Consider the following 16,691-nt stretch of genomic DNA (forward strand, 5'->3'; position numbering starts at 1 on the left):
GTCACCGAAATGGTGGTTCGTTGAACGCGCGTAATTTGCGGCTGTGTAGACTGTTGCCTGCTTCTCTTAGCAGGTTGCAGGTTTGGATGCCTATTTGCAAATGGGCGGCGATGGCTTCTTCGTAGAAACGGTTGGCCTGACCCGGTAGCTTTATCTCCCCATGGATGGGTTTGTCCGATACGCATAGCAGTGTGCCATAGGGCACACGAAACCGGTATCCTTGCGCCGCGATGGTTGCCGACTCCATATCGATCCCGATCGCGCGAGACTGTGAGAACCGAAGGGCAGAGGCCGAATAGCGCAATTCCCAGTTGCGGTCATCTGTGGTGACCACGGTGCCGGTTCGCATCCGCCGTTTCAAATCTGCGCCGCTTGTCCCCGATACTTGCTCTGCCGCCTGTGCCAATGCTTGCTGCACCTCGGCAATGGGCGGAATGGGTATTTCGGGGGGCAGGACCTGATCGAGGATATTATCATCGCGCAAATAGGCATGGGCAAGGACATAGTCGCCGATCCGCTGAGTCTCGCGCAATCCGCCGCAATGGCCGATCATCAGCCACGCTTCGGGGCGTAACACGGCGAGGTGGTCGCAAATGGTTTTGGCATTGGACGGCCCGACGCCGATGTTCACTAAAGTGATGCCCACCGCGTTGTCGGCGATGAGGTGGTAGGCGGGCATTTGGTGGCGGCGCCATGTGCTGTCGGCGACCAATTGCGCGGCATTATCGGTATGCTTATCGACGAATAGCCCGCCTGCACCCGACAGCGCGAGATAGTTTCCATCGCCCACTTGAGCGCAGGCCCAGTCAACAAATTCATCGACATAGCGGTGATAGTTCGTAAATAGTATGAAGCGTTGAAAATGTTCCGGCGGGGTGCCCGTATAGTGCCGCAGCCGGGCGAGCGAGAAATCGGTGCGCAGCGCATCGAACAAGGCGAGCGGCGAACCGCCATTCTGGGCCACGTCAAACATCCCATCAGCAATTTCATCACCAATATCGGCAAGTTCAGTGGTTGGAAAATAGCGGGCCAGTTCCACCGGGCTGACATCCCCTAGGTCCAAATCAGCGCTGCCGTCGAGGACATAGGGGAACGGAATTTCCTGTCTGCTACGGCCAATTTCTACTTTAATTTCATACTGTTCCAGCAAAAGATCAAGCTGGCTGGCGAGATATTTGGCGAATAGCTGCGGCTGTGTCACGGTGGTGCGATAGACCCCCGGCTTTTCCATTCGGCCAAAAGCAAGGTTCAAAATATTATCTTTTTGCCCGCCCTGATACTGGGTGATAATTTCGGGATAGGCATAGTCGAAGTTGCCGCGTGCCGCCTCGTCGGGCACTTTCCGGCTTTTGAGATAGTCGGCAATGGCGCTGCGAAGACGGTCAACAGCGGCTTCATAGGCGGCGATTATGTCTTGGACGATATGGTTTGCTTGATCGGATGCCATCGATGATATGTGTCACTTTCCGCCAATTGTGCAAGAAAAAAGGGCGGAAGGTTGAAGCCCGCCGCCCAATTTGATGTTTCAACGAGTGAATGCCGTAAATGCTTACATCTGCTCCAGCATATGTTCAGCAGAGCTGACCTTAAAATCGCCGGGCGCTTCGACATTTAACTGTTCTACGACGCCGTCATTGACCAGCATCGAATAACGCTGGCTGCGCTTTCCCATGCCAAAACCGCTGCCGTCCATGGTCAGGCCAACCGCTTCTGCAAATTCACCATTGCCGTCGGCCAGCATGGTAATCAGGTCCGAACCGCCCGCTTTATTCCATGCGCCCAAAACAAACGCATCATTCACAGCAGTGCAGACGATTTCATCGACGCCGTGGGCTTTTAATTCGTCCGCTTTTTCTACAAAGCCGGGCAAATGCTTGGCTGAACAGGTTGGTGTGAAAGCACCGGGAACAGAGAATAATGCGACTTTGCGTCCGGCAAAAAATTCGCCAGATTGCACTTGCTGCGGCCCTTCGGCGGTTGCTTTTACCATTTTTACATCGGGGAGCTTGTCGCCAACTGAAATTGTCATGGGGTCGTCCTTTTTCGTGAGTGATAATCCACCCGCTATGTGGGGCGCGGGCGGGGGAAGTCAAGGCGGATTGATGTCAGGAAAATCATATAAAGGAATCTTTATATTTGATTTTGGCGAGGAGGCACGTTAGGGGCAGTGCCAATCTCAAATCCCATTTTACCGGAGACTGACCGAATGTCTTTCAACGACTATGTAATTGCCGATATCAGCCTTGCCGATTTTGGCCGTAAAGAATTGAATATTGCCGAAACCGAAATGCCGGGCCTGATGGCCCTGCGCGAAGAATATGGCGCGGCGCAACCTTTGAAAGGCGCGCGTATCGTTGGTTCGCTGCATATGACGATCCAAACCGGCGTGTTGATTGAGACACTCGTTGCGCTAGGCGCTGAAGTGCGCTGGGCAACCTGCAATATCTTTTCAACCCAAGATCATGCCGCTGCGGCAATAGCGGCGCAGGATATTCCAGTTTTCGCGGTAAAGGGTGAAAGCCTTGCTGATTATTGGGATTATGTTGGCCGCATTTTCGATTGGGGTGATATCACCGCTAACATCATTCTCGACGATGGCGGCGATGCGACTGCTTTTGCGCTTTGGGGTGCAAAGCTGGAGCGCGGCGAAAGCTTTGGCGAGCCAGAGAATGAAGAAGAAGTCGAAATGCAGCGTGCCGTAAAAGAATTTGTCGCGCGCAAACCCGGCTATCTGACCGAAACTGTAAAGAACCTGCACGGCGTTTCAGAGGAAACCACCACTGGCGTTCACCGTTTATATGAGATTGCAAAGCGCGGTGAATTGCCGTTCCCTGCGATCAATGTGAATGACAGCGTCACCAAATCGAAATTTGACAATCTGTATGGTTGCCGGGAATCGCTGGTCGACGCGATCCGCCGGGCGACCGATGTGATGTTGTCGGGCAAGGTGGCCTGTGTCGCTGGTTATGGCGATGTGGGTAAAGGTTCAGCGGCGTCACTGCGTCAGGGCGGCGCCCGCGTCATGGTTACCGAAATCGATCCCATCTGCGCGTTGCAAGCGGCAATGGACGGCTATGAAGTTGTTAGCATGGATGACGCGGTTAAACGCTGTGATATTTTCTGCACCGCGACCGGCAATGCCGACGTGATCACCGCCGAGCATATGAAAAATATGAAGCCGATGAGCATCGTCTGCAACATTGGCCATTTTGACAGCGAAATCCAAATTGGCGCATTGTCCAATTATGATTGGGACGAGATTAAGCCTGGCACAGACATGGTAACCTTCCCCGATGGCAATAAGATATTGGTGTTGGCAAAGGGCCGCTTGGTCAATCTGGGTTGTGCAACCGGGCATCCGTCTTTTGTGATGTCGGCGAGCTTTACCAACCAAGTGTTGGCGCAGATTGAATTATTCACCAAGGGCGATGAATATGAGAATAAGGTCTATGTCCTGCCCAAGCATCTGGACGAAAAAGTAGCCATGCTGCATCTTGAAAAACTGGGTGCGAAGCTGAGCAGCCTCTCTGAAAAACAGGCCAAATATATTGGCGTTCCCGTCGAGGGACCATTTAAGCCAGATCATTACCGCTATTGATCGTTTCAAACGCATAAGTTTCCGGCCTCTTAGGGTCAGGACCTATTAATTGCGCGTCTGAGGCAAAGAAATGGCGAACATATTGGATGAAAGCATCCGCCGCGAACAGTGGTTCTGTTTGCAAGGATGCTTTTATTCGAGATGGAAGCCATTTCTTTGTCCCATAGGATTTGGTCAATTTTGCCCAGACCTGCGTCAAAGAACCTTGCATTAGCAGGCTAGTGCAGCGGCTCTTTTCCTAGGTCTGAACAAAATTGACTCAAACCTCAGGCGCGCAATTAATAGGTCCTGACCCTGGGGTCCGGACTCTTATTTGAGCCCGCAAAAATGGCGGACTGCGTCAATGTGCCATTGCATCTTTATGGTCAGTGGATAGAAGCATATCCTATGTTTCGGGATTATCGGCACAAATGAATATGGACGGCCTTTCCACCGCAATCATCGGCTTGCTGTTGGCGGTGTGGTTGGTCGTGGCGACGGTCGCGATATGGTATGGCCTGTCGCTGCGCCGAAAAGCTGCCAAATCACTGCGGCAAACGGCGCGGCTTGGGCGGTTGCTTGAAACTGCTCCTGCTGTTCCGGTCGTTGTGCGCGGCGATGGCCGGATCGAGGCTTCGGATCGTTTTTCGCGGCTGTTGGGGCTTGGCAATACGGCTCAGATCCTTGCGGACTTGAGCGGTGATGACCAATGCGGGCTTTTGCCCGATGATTATGCAGATCTGGACGGAAAAATCCGCGAAACACAGCGAACCGGAAGCAGTTTTACACAGGCGCTGCGTATTGCTGGTTCGGACCGCCGGATGTTGGTCATTGGCGGTATCGCAGATCCGGTTATCTACCCCAATGGCGCCGCGTTATTATGGTTTTTCGATCTCACCGACAATTTGCGCGAATGGGAAAAGGTAAAGCATGAGGCGGAGGACGCAAAGGCAGCCTTTGCCGCGATCAGCGGCCTGATCGAAGAGGCGCCAATGCCGATGTGGCATCGCGGCCCCGATTACCGGCTGAATTTCGTCAACAGGGCCTATGTGAAGGCTGTTGGCGCGCAGAATAACGTGGACGCCGTTGAACAAGGTATGGAATTGATCGAGGATAGCGATGGTCATTCCGAAATGGAGCTGGCCGCTGCTGCCCTGCAATCTGGTCAAGTGCAGGAACGGCAAGTTTCCTCCACGGTGGATGGTAACCGGCGGCAAATGCGCGTGTTTGATATCCCATTGGGCGCGGCGGGCGTCGGCGGGCTTGCTGTCGATATTCAGGATTTATCCGATGCGCAGCGACAATATCGCAGGCTAGCGGATGCGCAGCGTGATTTGCTTGATATGATGTCAGCAGGCGTGGCGCAATTTGATGCGGACCGCACGCTCAGCTTTGCAAATTTGCCTTTTCAGCGGCTGTTTGCGCTGCGCGATAACTGGCTGGCCGATAAGCCAGAATTTGCGCGGTTGCTCGACCGGATGCGAGAGAATAGCAAAATTCCCGAAGTCCGGGATTTTCCCGAATGGCGCAGCGACAAGGAAAATTGGTTCCGCGCCGCCAATCCCAACGAAGAAAACTGGCTATTGCCCGATGGCACGCATTTGCGCGTTTTGGCGCAGCCAATGCCGGGCGGCGGTTTACTGTTGATTTTTGAAGACCGCACCGAACAGGCGCAATTGGCAAGCGCGCGCGACACTTTGCTGCGGGTTCGCACGGCAACTTTCGACAATCTGTTTGAATCGGTTGCGGTATTTGCGGCCGATGGGCGGCTGAGCATATGGAATCGCCGTTTCGCCGATATTTGGGGCCTAGAGGAGGAATTGCTTGGCCGTCATCCGCGGCTTGATGAATTGCTGCCGATATTGGCAAATCTGCTTAAAAAACCAGCGCAAATATCTGTTATCGCAGAAATATTACGAATGACTACGGCGAATAGGGAGCAACGCAAAAGCCGCGTTTCCTTTGCTGATGGGCGGATATTTCAGATATCGACTGTCCCATTGCCCGACGGCAATGCGCTATTCACCATGCTGGATATGACCGACAGCGTCGAAGTGGAACAGGCGCTGCGGCAACGCAATGAGGCTTTGTCGGAGGCCGATGCGGTGAAGAGCAAATTCCTCGCCAATATGAGCTATGAATTCCGCACCCCGCTGACATCGATCAGCGGATTTGCCGATTTGCTGAAAGCGGGCATCGCGGGCGAATTGAACGCGCAAGCGATGGAATATGTCGAGGCGATTGCAACATCCGCCGACCGTCTGTCGCAGCAGATTAACACGGTATTGGATTATAGCCAGATACAGGTGGGCGCGCTTCCCATTGCGAAGGAGCCGGTCGATGTTACCGCGCTGCTAACCGAATTGGTCGCGGAACATGCAGAGCTTGCCGCTAGCCGGGGTGTCAATGTTGAACTGGATCTTTCGGATGCGCCCGGAATAGTGCCCGGCGATGCGCGCCGATTGACGCAGGCCATAGGGCATATTCTCGACAATGCGCTGCGGTATGGCCGGGAAGATGGGCGGGTGTTAATCGTGACCCAGAATGAGAGAGCAATGCTGTCGATTATCATATCCGATGATGGTCCAGGGATGAATGATAAAGACAGGTCCGCCGTATTTGATACCTATGCCCGCAGAGCAAAAGATAGCGGCGATAAAGGCCTCGGCCTTCCGCTCGCAAGGCAGTTGATCGAATCGCATGGCGGCAATCTGGAGCTATTTTCACAGCTCGGTGAGGGAACCAGCGTCGTTATGCGGTTGCCGCGCGCATGAAGCAGCAGCGTGTCACCATCGGCGATGAGGCCGCGATGCTTCATTTCGGCGCAGCGTTAGCCGCGCAGTTGGCTCCCGGCGATTGGGTTGCGATCAATGGCCCCTTGGGCGCTGGCAAAACCGTTTTATGCAAAGCAATCATTCGCCATTTTGGCTATCAAGGCGAAGTTGCAAGCCCGTCTTATGCGCTCGTCCATCATTATGGCGCGCCTGATGTATCGGTGCCTATCGTTCATGCCGATTTATACCGGATAAGCGATAGTGACGATCTGGAGGAATTGGGGCTTGATGATGGCCGTGACGATTGCATAACGTTGGTCGAATGGGCAGAAAAAAGCGGCGGATATTATGGCGATGCCGATTATGAATTGACGATCGTGCCGGAGGAAAATGGCCGCCGGACAGTGGATATGTTTCGAAGGAAATGAAGACAGATTATGGGTGACGTAACCGCAATGCAGCCGCCAGAGGGGCTTGATATTTTTTTGGATGGGCTTGGCTGGGGCAATGCCGTCATTACACCCGTTGCAGGTGATGCCTCATTCCGCCGCTATTTCCGGGCAGAGCGCAGGGATGGCCGCCGGGCGATCATCATGGACGCGCCGCCGCCGCATGAAGACCCGCGTCCGTTTATCAACCTTGCCAAATATCTGATCCAGCTGGGCCTCAGGGCTCCGGCCATATGGGGGCAGGATTTGGAGCGGGGTATCCTGCTATTGGAAGATTTTGGCGATATGCAAATGCGGATGTATCTAGATGAAAATCCGCAGGAAGAACGCGACATTTACCGGCAAGCGATCGGCGCGCTGATCCAACTGTCGGACAAGCCGCCTGCGCCGGTTCCGCCTTATGATATGGATGCTTACATGCGGGAAGTCAGGTTGCTGACCGAATGGTATATGCCGGCCATGAACCTGCCGTTTGATGAAGCTGAATATGAAGAATTGTGGAAAAGCGCGCTGGTAGCTTTGGCGCAAGAAAAGCGTAAAGTGACGGTTTTGCGCGATTATCATTCGGAGAATATCATGCTGCTCGACAATGCGCGAAAGGGCGCCGGGCAGGGGATTATTGATTTTCAGGATGCCTTGGTTGGCCACCCGGCCTATGATTTGGTGTCGATATTGCAAGATGCACGCCGCGATGTCAGCCCTGAGCTGGAACGCGAGATGTTGGAATATTATCAGGATCAGACGGGGGCTGGCGCAGATTTTGAATATCATTATGCGCTGCTCGGCGCGCAGCGTAATACGAAGATTATCGGCATTTTCACTCGGCTTTGGAAACGCGATGGCAAGGCACGCTATCTCGATTTTCTACCGCGTATGTGGGGATTGCTTGAACGGGACCTGGAGCATTCCGGGCTCACCGAGATAAAATATTGGTTTGATCACAATATACCCTCCCAAATTCGGCATAGCCGGCCCGAAGGAGCGCCCCCGGCATGAGCAAAACAGCAATGGTAATGGCGGCAGGGCTTGGCACCAGAATGAGGCCGCTGACCAATGATCGGCCAAAACCTCTGGTCATGCTGGGCGGAAAAACGCTCATCGACCATAGCCTCGATAAACTGCGGGAGGCAGGGGTCGATAATGTCGTCGTCAATGTCCATTATCTGCCGGATATGGTTACTGCCCATCTGTCGGAAAATGCAGCAGATTTGAATATTACTATTTCCGATGAACGGGATTTATTGCTGGAAACCGGCGGCGGGCTGATAAAGGCGCTGCCATTTTTACCGGAGGACCCGTTTTATTGCGTCAATAGCGACAATATTTGGACCGAAAACGGCGGCGTTGCGCTGACAAAGCTTGCTGCTGCTTGGGATGCAGAGATAATGGACGCGCTGTTGTTAGTCGTTCCCACCGCCAATGCGCATAATCACAAAGGCGCGGGGGATTTTTACATGGATGATACCGCCTTGCTGGAACGCCGCGGCGACCGGGACAGCGCCCCGTTTATCTATACCGGGATACAGTTGATCAGCCACCGTCTGCTGCGCGATCCCCCGGGCGGCGCTTTTTCGACCAATATTTTCTGGTCCAGGGCCATTCAGGAAGGGCGGTTACACGGGATGATCCACAGCGGTGAATGGTTCGATATCGGCTCGCCAGAGGCAATCTCGCCAACCGAAGCGCGATTGGCCGAGCTGGCCCGAGCCGTTAATGCCTGAACCCATCAGGCCGTCGCTCTATAGCTGTATATTCGGGCAAGATTTATGTGATGCTGCCGTCGAGGCGATTTTGGCCCGCACGGGCGAAGATCCCCTAAAACTGAGCGAGGCGATATTACTGCTTCCCAATAACCGCGCGATACAGTCCATGACCGAGGCCTTTGTCCGCAGGTTAAAACCGGGCCTGTTATTGCCGCGCATGGCGGCGCTGGGTGACTTGGCGCTGCAGGAGACTTTGGGACCTTTATTCGATCCGATTGATGCCGCAGGTCATATTCCGCCGGTTATTGAACCCATGTCCCGGCTTTTGCTGCTTGCTCAGTTGGTGATGAAACAACGCAGCGCCAGCGGCAGCAACATTACGCCCACGGAGGCATTAAAGCTGGCGCGGTATCTGGTTCAGGTTCTGGACGAGTTGGAAGCCGCGCAGGTCAGTTTTGACAGATTTGACATCATAAAACCTGACGGTCAGGACCTGGCCAGTCATTGGCAAAATAGTTATACGCAATTGCTGCATCTGGTGCCGTTATATCATGCTGAATTGGCAAGGCTTGGTGTGATCGACGCCGCCGCCCGGCGCAATATGTTGCTGGAAAATTTTGCGCGCAGGTTAAGGGAAGACAAGCCCCAGCAGTTGATCGTTGCGATTGGCGTTTCAACCGATGCGCCTGCGATCGCGGCCGTGTTGAAACAGGTCGCCTTGCTGCCGAATTCCATGGTGATCTTGCCCGCGTTGGATATGGATATGGCGGATGAGGAGTGGGACAAAATTGGTCCGCATGAACCTGCGTCCGAAGAAATGCGCCCCAAACCAGCATATGAAACCCATCCGCAATATCATCTGAAATCGCTCCTGAATGCCATGGATTTTAGCCGGGATGAGGTCGAACTATTACCGGATAGGGGCAAAATATCAGGCCAGGCGATCCGGCATATTTTCTGCTTACCCGATGCGACGGCGCAGTGGCAGGCATTGCCGGTGGAGCAGAAAAAGCTGCCCAATATGCGGTTGATGATTTGCGAGGATAGCGCGCAAGAGGCGCTGTCGATTGCGATATTGATCCGTAAAGCATTGGAACAACCGCAGCGGCGGATAGCGCTGATAACGCCTGACCGGGAATTGGCGATGCGCACGGCGGCGCAGTTAAAAAGGTGGAATATCGCGGTCGATGATAGTGCAGGGCGGCCCCTGATCCAAAGTCCGCCTGCGTTATTTGTGATGGCACTTGCCGATTGCTATGCCCATGATTTTGCGCCGGTACCGTTGTTGGCTGCGCTGAAACATCCGCTTGCGCATAGCGGGGAGGGGCGGACGGCTTGGCTGAAACAGGTGCGCGCGCTCGATATGCTCTTGCGCGGGCCAAATGAGGGGATCGGCCTTGCCGCAATTGCCGAGAAGATTTCGCTTGAAAAAGCCAAGCGTGACGGCGACCGGGGGATATTGACCCCCGAACAATGTAGTGAATTGCAAGAATGGTGGCCCATCGTTGCGGCTGACCTGAAGCCATTGGAGCAGGCGCGGGATGGTAATGTGCCAGCGATATTGGCGGCTGTGCAAGATGTTGCAGGAAAGCTGAGTGACAATGCGGTCTGGCGGGAGAATGCGGGCCGCCAATTGGCCGCTTTCTTTGAAGATTTAGGACGCAATAATCTGTCCGTTATTGGGAAGCCAGTTGCAGAGGCGATACCATCTATTCTGACCGAGCTGATGGCGGATCAAAGCGTGCGGTTGCCCTATGGCGGGCATCCGCGGATCGCCATTTATGGTTTGCTGGAGGCGCGGTTGCAGCGGGCGGATATGCTGATTTGTGCGGGGCTGAATGAAGGCAGCTGGCCGCAGCTTCAAAATCCTGATCCTTGGCTGGCGCCGCGCATACGCCGTGATTTGGGATTGGCCGCGCCGGAACGCAATATCGGCCTTTCGGCGCATGATTTGGCGAGCGCATTGGGCGCTGAAGAGGTGGTGTTGAGCCGTGCGAAACGCGACCGCAGCGGGCCGACGGTGGCATCGCGTTTCTTGCTGCGTATCCAGTCATTTTTGGGCCCGCAATTGGCGAGGGAGGTGGAAGCGGCGGAGCTTGCGGCGATGCTCGATAAACCATCGGAATATAGCCCCAACTACCGCAGACCTGCACCAAAACCACCGGCTGAACAGCGGCACGTTTCGGTTTCGATAACGCAATTTGATACGCTGAAATCCAATCCCTATTCCTTTTATGCGTCCAAGATTATGGGGCTGAACGCATTGGACGCGGTGGACGCCGAGCCTAGCCATGCTTGGCGCGGGACCATGATTCACCGAATATTGGAGCTTTGGCATAAGGACGATCACAGCGAACCAGCCGCGCTGATCCAGCGGGCCGAGGATATGCTATCCAACACTGCGCTCAATCCAGCGCTCCGCGCAATGTGGCAGCCGCGGATATCGGAGGCATTACGCTGGATCGCCAAAGAAACGCAGCGGTTCAAAGACGAACAAGGCCGGACAGTATTGGCGGCAGAAGCGGCTGCGCAAATCAGCCTTGCCGGAGTGAAGCTACGCGGACGTGCCGACCGGATCGACAAGCTGTCCGATGGAAGTTTGGTGATAGCCGACTATAAAACCGGAACCGCGCCAAGCGGTGCCAAAGTTGCGGCGGGTTTTGCTCTGCAATTGGGGCTGCTGGGCTTAATGGCGGAGCGCGGCGGGATAGAAGGGGTCAGCGGCACCGCGAGCGGGTTCGAATATTGGAGCACGTCAAAAAATAAGAGCCAATTCGGACAGGTAACAAAGCCGACGAGCGCCGATGGGACGAAGAATACAATCCTCACATCCGAATTTGTTGATTTTGCCGAGCGGCAAGCGTTGCAGTTATTGGATGACTATATCAACGGGACTGCGCCTTTTACCGCCATGCTCGAACCTGCCTATGCCTATGGCGATCATAATCAGCTGATGCGCTTGCAGGAATGGGACGGCCGCGAAGCGCAGATGGATGGTGACACATAATGAGCGGGTCCAATGACAAGGGCGTAAAGCAACTATTCCCCCTAACCGATGGGCAGGAGCATGCCGTGGTGCCGGGGGATAATATCTGGCTGAGCGCATCGGCGGGAACCGGCAAGACGCAGGTTTTGACCGCGCGGGTGATCCGGCTGCTGCTGGAGGATGGCGTGCGTCCGGAAAACCTGCTTTGCGTTACCTTCACCAAAGCGGGTGCAGCGGAAATGTCGGAGCGGATCAACGAGCGGCTCGCGTCATGGGTGCAGATGCCTCGCAGCGATCTTGCCTGTGACCTAATGGCGATAGGCGCCGATTATACTCCACCGGCGGTCCTGCGTGCGCGTCAGCTATTTGCTCAGGTTCTGGATGCGCCCGGCGGTGGATTGCAGATATTAACGATCCACAGCCTATGCCAATCCTTGCTGGCCAGTTTCCCGGATGAAGCAGGCCTGATCCCCGGTTTTGAACCGGTCGAAGGGCGTGAGCGTGACGAGCTTTATCGCGAGGCTTTGTACGAAATGATTATCGATGCGGAGCAGCATGGCCGCGATTGGTTGATCCAAAATCTGCAGCAAATGAGCCTGGATATGAACGAGGAAAGAGCGTTCAAATTTCTGCAGCGCTGCGCCGCGCAGCCCGATGCGATGGAGCGCGTGCCCGATGATCATGGCGCGCTGCGCTATGCAAGGCGGATAGTCGGGCTCGATTTTACTGGCAGCGTGCAGGAATATCTCGAAGAACAGCTATCCGATAGCGTGATTGATAAGGCGTCGATCTTGGCGCTTGCCGAGATGAACCGGGAATGGGGCGGCAAAAAGGGCACTGAACGAGCGGAGAAGATTGCGCAATGGCTCGCACTTGATGTGCCCGCGCGTGCGGAGGCATTTGATCTGCTGCGGAAATGCTGGACCAAAGCCGACGGTGACCCGTTTAACGAATCCAGAGGTTCCACCCCACTTAACACCGCTTATTCCGAAACCGCGCTGGCCCTATATCATTGGTCACAGCCCATTTGGCAAAATATCCAATTGGCGGCCTATGCAGACCGGCTTGCGCCCGCCTTACTAGTTGGCAAAGCCTTCGCGCGGCAATATCAAAGCAGCAAGCAATCGCGCGGGCTGGTCGATTTTGACGATATGATCCGCAAGACCGCTGACCTATTGAACCATAGCGGAATGGCCGATTGGGTGCGGTATAAATTGGACCGTCAATTTGATCATATTCTCGTCGATGAGGCGCAGGATACCAATAAAGCACAATGGGATATCGTGACCGCGCTCAGCGATGATTTTTTCAGCGGTGCTGGCGGCAAAGGGGAGAAAAACCGGACGATTTTTGCGGTCGGCGATTATAAGCAAGCAATTTTCAGCTTTCAGGGAACGGACCCTGAAAATTACCGTGCGGCAGGTGAAGATTATGCCGCAAGGATACAGGCGACCGGTGAAGAGCTTCAGATGCTCGAACTGTCGCGCAGTTTCCGGTCCACAAAGCCAGTGCTACATTTTGTGAATAGCGTGATTGATTACGCTGGTCCCGCCGCGTTCGGAATTACGAGGCAAATTGAACCACATCATAGCGAAAAACCAGATAGCGGCCATATCGAATTATTCGCACCGGTGCTGCGCCCGCAAACAGATGACACAGAGGCAGGCGGCAGCGAGGGCGGCGACGACGAAGAAAAATGGTTGAGCAGCGAACAGCGGATATTGTCGCATCGTATCGCGGCTTACGTCCGTTCGCTGGTCGACGAGGCGCCGATTTTGGCCTCACACGGCAGGGCACTGGTCGCTGGTGACATCATGATCCTGCTCCGCAAGCGCGGCGATATGGCGAGTTTCCTTGTCAGTCAGCTGCATGACAAAGGCGTTCCAGTGGCAGGGATTGACCGGCTCCGCCTGCAACAACCGCTATGCGTGCAGGATATATTGTCGGTGATCCGCTTTGTGTTGCAACCTGGCGATGATTTGAGCTTGGCAAGCGTACTGGTTTCGCCATTGGTGGGATGGTCACAGGACGAATTGCTCGCCTACGGCTACCGGGGCCCAGCGCATAAGGGCAAAAGCCTGTGGCAATTTTTGCGCGCAAATCCAGCGCATGAAGCTGTGGTGACGCAATTGTCCGCCCTGTTAAATGCGGCCGATTACATCGGCATCTATGCCTTCATGGAGCAGATATTATCCGGTCCGATGGATGGCCGCCGGAAATTTATTGCGCGCATGGGTGAAGAAGTGCGCGTCCCGCTCGATGAGCTGCTCAACGCAGGAATCGAATTTGAACAACGGCGCGGCGGCACGCTGCAGACTTTTTTGGCGTGGTTCGAACGGGGCGATACGGAAATAAAGCGCGAAGGTATAGCCAGCAGCAATGAGGTGCGGGTGATGACTGTGCACGGATCCAAAGGATTGCAGGCGCCTGTGGTGATATTGGCCGATATCCTATCCGATCCCGACGCCAAAAAAGACCGCGATTATACGCTGACCCTCGATGGCAATCTGCAAATTCCGTTATTGCCGATCAATAAAGACTATCAGCTTGGGCAGCTGGGAACGGTCACTGAACAGCAAAAGAAAGACGACCTCGCTGAACATCACCGTTTGCTTTATGTCGCCATGACCCGTGCAGAAGAAAGGCTCATTATGGCGGGCGCCATTCGCAAAGCCAACAAGGATGGCGCCTATCCCGAAAATAGCTGGTATCCCATATTGGAGCGGGCGATGGAAAATATCGGTTGCCGCTGGGAAGATGATCCGCGTTTCGGGCAGGTTATGCGCTATTCAGGCAGTGAAGCGGCGCAGTTGAAAACGGACAAGCAGGACGAGGAACCAGTCGCGCCAGTCACCAGCATTCCCGATTGGCTCATGCGGCCAGCGCCCGCCGAGGAAAAACCGCCGCGGCCGCTCGTCCCATCGCATTTGGATGATGATGATTATGGCGATGCCCCGGCCAGCCTGTCCATGCAAAGAGCCGCCGAAAAAGGCCGGTTAATCCATGCGCTGTTTGAACGGATAACTGGACCTGATTTGGCGACAGCGATGGAGCGCGCCAAAATCTGGTTGGAACGCAACAATCGGGATAGCGGCATCGATAATGACGATCTGCTGGAAACGGTGCGGAATGTTATCGCGAACCCGCACTGGCATGACTTTTTTGGAAGCGATGCAAAATCAGAGATACCGCTTGCCGCAGTGGTTGGGGAAACCGTGATTACGGGCCGTGTTGACCGGCTGCATATTACTGACGACCGCGTGCGGATATTGGATTTCAAAACAGGACGAAACATTCCCTCTTCGGCGAGTGATTTGCCCCGTGCCTTTTTACGGCAAATGGCGCATTATCAAGCGGCTGTTGAAAAAATCTTTCCTGGCCGGACTGTGGAGGCCTATCTTTTATTCACGCATGGCCCCGTTATGATGCAGTTGGATGTTGCGCTGCTCGCACCGCACCGACCGGTTTAGGACGGATGATGCCATTTGCCGTACCATTTACTGTTGACAATAAATTCTATCAGCAACCCGCCTTGCCAGCGATAGGCGAGCGGCTTACATTCTGAATAAATAAATTAAGGAGACTCCATATGGCTACCACCGCTGTCGGCGATAATGATTTTGAAACTGCTGTATTGAAAAGCGGCAAACCCGTAGTTGTCGATTTTTGGGCCGAATGGTGCGGGCCCTGCAAAATGATCGGGCCGAGCCTAGAGGAATTGAGCGAAGAATTGGGCGAGACGGTCACGATTGCGAAGCTGAATATCGACGACCATCCCGATACGCCTGCGAAATATGGCGTGCGGGGAATTCCGACGATGATCCTGTTCAAAAATGGCGAAGTTGCCGACACTAAAGTCGGTGCCGCGCCCAAGGCAGCGATTAAGGAATGGATCCAAACCGCCGCTGGTTAATGGCAAGCTTTAGGAACGTGGGGCAGGGGGTAGGCGCGGTTTTCTAAGCTTAGCTGCGATAATCCGCGTTGATTGAGATATAGCCATGCGTCAAATCGCAGGTCCAAACGGTCGCGCGGCCATCGCCCAATCCTAAATCAACGCCGATGCTGATGTCGCTGCCTTTCAAATGGGCGGCGACCGGGGCTTCGTCATAGCTGTCCACCGCAAGGCCAGCCTGGGCGACCCACTTGTCGGCAAAACGAATGGCGAGCTTGTCCCGGTCGGCAGGTTCGCCTGCTTTGCCCACCGCCATCACGATCCGCCCCCAATTGGCGTCCTCGCCCGCGATAGCCGTTTTCACAAGCGGGGAATTGGCAACCGCCATGCCGACCCGGTGCGCGCTTTCATCGCTGACCGCGCCGGTCACTGCGATTTCGATAAATTTGCTCGCGCCCTCGCCGTCGCGAACGACCAGATGCGCGAGCTGCAAACAAACGTCGTCCAGCGCCGCTGCGAAAGCATCCGCGCCTGCATCATCGAAACCGGCAAGCGGCGCATTGCCCGCTTTCCCAGTGGCAAAGGCCAGGACTGTGTCGCTGGTCGATGTGTCGCTGTCGACGGTGATGCAGTTAAAGCTTTTGCGTGTCGCGGCCGACAAAAGCTGCTGCAGGAATGCAGGCTTGACCGCTGCATCGGTGAAAATATAGCCCAGCATTGTCGCCATATCCGGCGCAATCATCCCGCTGCCCTTGATTATTGCCGATAAATTCACTGTCTTGCCGCCAACAACGGCGCTGGCGCGCGCGCCTTTGGGGAAAGTGTCGGTGGTTGCAATCGTTGCGGCGGCTTCTTCCCAGCTGCACGGCGCGGCGATGATGACCTTGTCGATACCTGCGTTTGCTTTATCCTTGGGCAGAGGCACGCCGATGACGCCGGTGGAAGAGACATAGACTTCATCAGCATCGCATCCCAAATGTGCCGTCATTTTGTCGATGATGAGCTGCACCGCCTCACGTCCGCGAAATCCGGTAAAGGCATTGCTGTTTCCGGCATTGACAATCAATGCTCTGGCTGTGCCCTTTTTCAAATTGTCCCGGGTCATTTCGACTTCGGACGAACAACAAATGTTGGACGTCGTGACGCCCGCCACGCTGGTGCCTTCGCACAATTGGGCAAAGGTCAAATCGCAGCGATCCCATTGCTTATATTGCGCCCGGGCGATGCGCAATGTGACGCCTTCAATATCGTGCAAAGCAGGAAAATGATCGGGGGCAAGCGGCGATTTGCTGGACAAGGGCAGGGCTTTC

General features: G+C 54.8%; 11 protein-coding genes. 8 read left to right on the plus strand and 3 right to left on the minus strand.

What is annotated here, in order from left to right; translation table 11 throughout:
- Position 1: 1 nt before the first annotated feature.
- Together ACFOWX_RS06120 and ACFOWX_RS06125 are read right to left on the minus strand one after the other, a co-directional pair.
- Positions 2-1,447: an AMP nucleosidase gene (locus ACFOWX_RS06120; RefSeq protein ID WP_381422301.1), complete on the minus strand. Its 1,446-nt coding sequence runs from the start codon at positions 1,445-1,447 to the stop codon at positions 2-4.
- 102 nt (positions 1,448-1,549) lie between these two features.
- Positions 1,550-2,029, minus strand: a complete 480-nt coding sequence (locus ACFOWX_RS06125; protein WP_381422303.1) for a peroxiredoxin — start codon at positions 2,027-2,029, stop codon at positions 1,550-1,552.
- 177 nt (positions 2,030-2,206) lie between these two features.
- Here ACFOWX_RS06125 and ahcY point away from each other — a divergent pair, with 177 nt between their 5' ends.
- The 8 genes from ahcY (at position 2,207) to trxA (ending at position 15,402) form a co-directional block, all read left to right on the plus strand.
- Positions 2,207-3,598 carry an adenosylhomocysteinase gene (ahcY, locus tag ACFOWX_RS06130; RefSeq protein WP_381422305.1) on the plus strand — a complete coding sequence of 464 codons (1,392 nt, stop codon included), beginning with the start codon at positions 2,207-2,209 and terminating at the stop codon, positions 3,596-3,598.
- A gap of 416 nt (positions 3,599-4,014) precedes the next feature.
- Positions 4,015-6,351: a sensor histidine kinase gene (locus ACFOWX_RS06135; protein WP_381422307.1), complete on the plus strand. Its 2,337-nt coding sequence runs from the start codon at positions 4,015-4,017 to the stop codon at positions 6,349-6,351.
- On the plus strand, positions 6,348-6,779 hold the full coding sequence (gene tsaE / locus ACFOWX_RS06140; RefSeq protein ID WP_381422309.1) for a tRNA (adenosine(37)-N6)-threonylcarbamoyltransferase complex ATPase subunit type 1 TsaE: 432 nt from the start codon (positions 6,348-6,350) through the stop codon (positions 6,777-6,779). The genes ACFOWX_RS06135 and tsaE overlap by 4 nt, the downstream gene beginning before the upstream one ends.
- Positions 6,780-6,806: 27 nt before the next feature.
- On the plus strand, positions 6,807-7,796 hold the full coding sequence (locus tag ACFOWX_RS06145) for an aminoglycoside phosphotransferase family protein (protein WP_381424938.1): 990 nt from the start codon (positions 6,807-6,809) through the stop codon (positions 7,794-7,796).
- Positions 7,793-8,521 carry a nucleotidyltransferase family protein gene (locus ACFOWX_RS06150; protein ID WP_381422311.1) on the plus strand — a complete coding sequence of 243 codons (729 nt, stop codon included), beginning with the start codon at positions 7,793-7,795 and terminating at the stop codon, positions 8,519-8,521. Before ACFOWX_RS06145 ends, ACFOWX_RS06150 begins: the two co-directional genes overlap by 4 nt.
- Positions 8,514-11,510 carry a double-strand break repair protein AddB gene (addB, locus tag ACFOWX_RS06155; protein WP_381422313.1) on the plus strand — a complete coding sequence of 999 codons (2,997 nt, stop codon included), beginning with the start codon at positions 8,514-8,516 and terminating at the stop codon, positions 11,508-11,510. The genes ACFOWX_RS06150 and addB overlap by 8 nt, the downstream gene beginning before the upstream one ends.
- Positions 11,510-14,959, plus strand: a complete 3,450-nt coding sequence (gene addA / locus ACFOWX_RS06160; RefSeq protein ID WP_381422314.1) for a double-strand break repair helicase AddA — start codon at positions 11,510-11,512, stop codon at positions 14,957-14,959. The genes addB and addA overlap by 1 nt, the downstream gene beginning before the upstream one ends.
- A gap of 119 nt (positions 14,960-15,078) precedes the next feature.
- On the plus strand, positions 15,079-15,402 hold the full coding sequence (gene trxA / locus ACFOWX_RS06165) for a thioredoxin (protein ID WP_381422316.1): 324 nt from the start codon (positions 15,079-15,081) through the stop codon (positions 15,400-15,402).
- A 49-nt stretch (positions 15,403-15,451) separates the two neighbouring features.
- Here trxA and argJ read toward each other — a convergent pair whose 3' ends face one another.
- A complete protein-coding gene (gene argJ, locus ACFOWX_RS06170) occupies positions 15,452-16,678 on the minus strand; it encodes a bifunctional glutamate N-acetyltransferase/amino-acid acetyltransferase ArgJ (RefSeq protein ID WP_381422318.1) in 1,227 nt (408 codons plus the stop codon).
- Positions 16,679-16,691: the final 13 nt, after the last annotated feature.

Source organism: Sphingorhabdus arenilitoris (assembly GCF_042651485.1).
In the GTDB taxonomy this organism is placed as follows: Bacteria; Pseudomonadota; Alphaproteobacteria; order Sphingomonadales; family Sphingomonadaceae; genus Sphingorhabdus_B; species Sphingorhabdus_B arenilitoris.

What these genes read in the sequence shown, in the direction of transcription:
- ACFOWX_RS06120 (WP_381422301.1), bottom strand. Translation starts at nt 1,447, where the DNA reads ATGGCATCCGATCAAGCAAACCATATCGTCCAAGACATAATCGCCGCC.
- ACFOWX_RS06125 (WP_381422303.1), bottom strand. Translation starts at nt 2,029, where the DNA reads ATGACAATTTCAGTTGGCGACAAGCTCCCCGATGTAAAAATGGTAAAA.
- ahcY (WP_381422305.1), top strand. Translation starts at nt 2,207, where the DNA reads ATGTCTTTCAACGACTATGTAATTGCCGATATCAGCCTTGCCGATTTT.
- ACFOWX_RS06135 (WP_381422307.1), top strand. Translation starts at nt 4,015, where the DNA reads ATGGACGGCCTTTCCACCGCAATCATCGGCTTGCTGTTGGCGGTGTGG.
- tsaE (WP_381422309.1), top strand. Translation starts at nt 6,348, where the DNA reads ATGAAGCAGCAGCGTGTCACCATCGGCGATGAGGCCGCGATGCTTCAT.
- ACFOWX_RS06145 (WP_381424938.1), top strand. Translation starts at nt 6,807, where the DNA reads ATGCAGCCGCCAGAGGGGCTTGATATTTTTTTGGATGGGCTTGGCTGG.
- ACFOWX_RS06150 (WP_381422311.1), top strand. Translation starts at nt 7,793, where the DNA reads ATGAGCAAAACAGCAATGGTAATGGCGGCAGGGCTTGGCACCAGAATG.
- addB (WP_381422313.1), top strand. Translation starts at nt 8,514, where the DNA reads ATGCCTGAACCCATCAGGCCGTCGCTCTATAGCTGTATATTCGGGCAA.
- addA (WP_381422314.1), top strand. Translation starts at nt 11,510, where the DNA reads ATGAGCGGGTCCAATGACAAGGGCGTAAAGCAACTATTCCCCCTAACC.
- trxA (WP_381422316.1), top strand. Translation starts at nt 15,079, where the DNA reads ATGGCTACCACCGCTGTCGGCGATAATGATTTTGAAACTGCTGTATTG.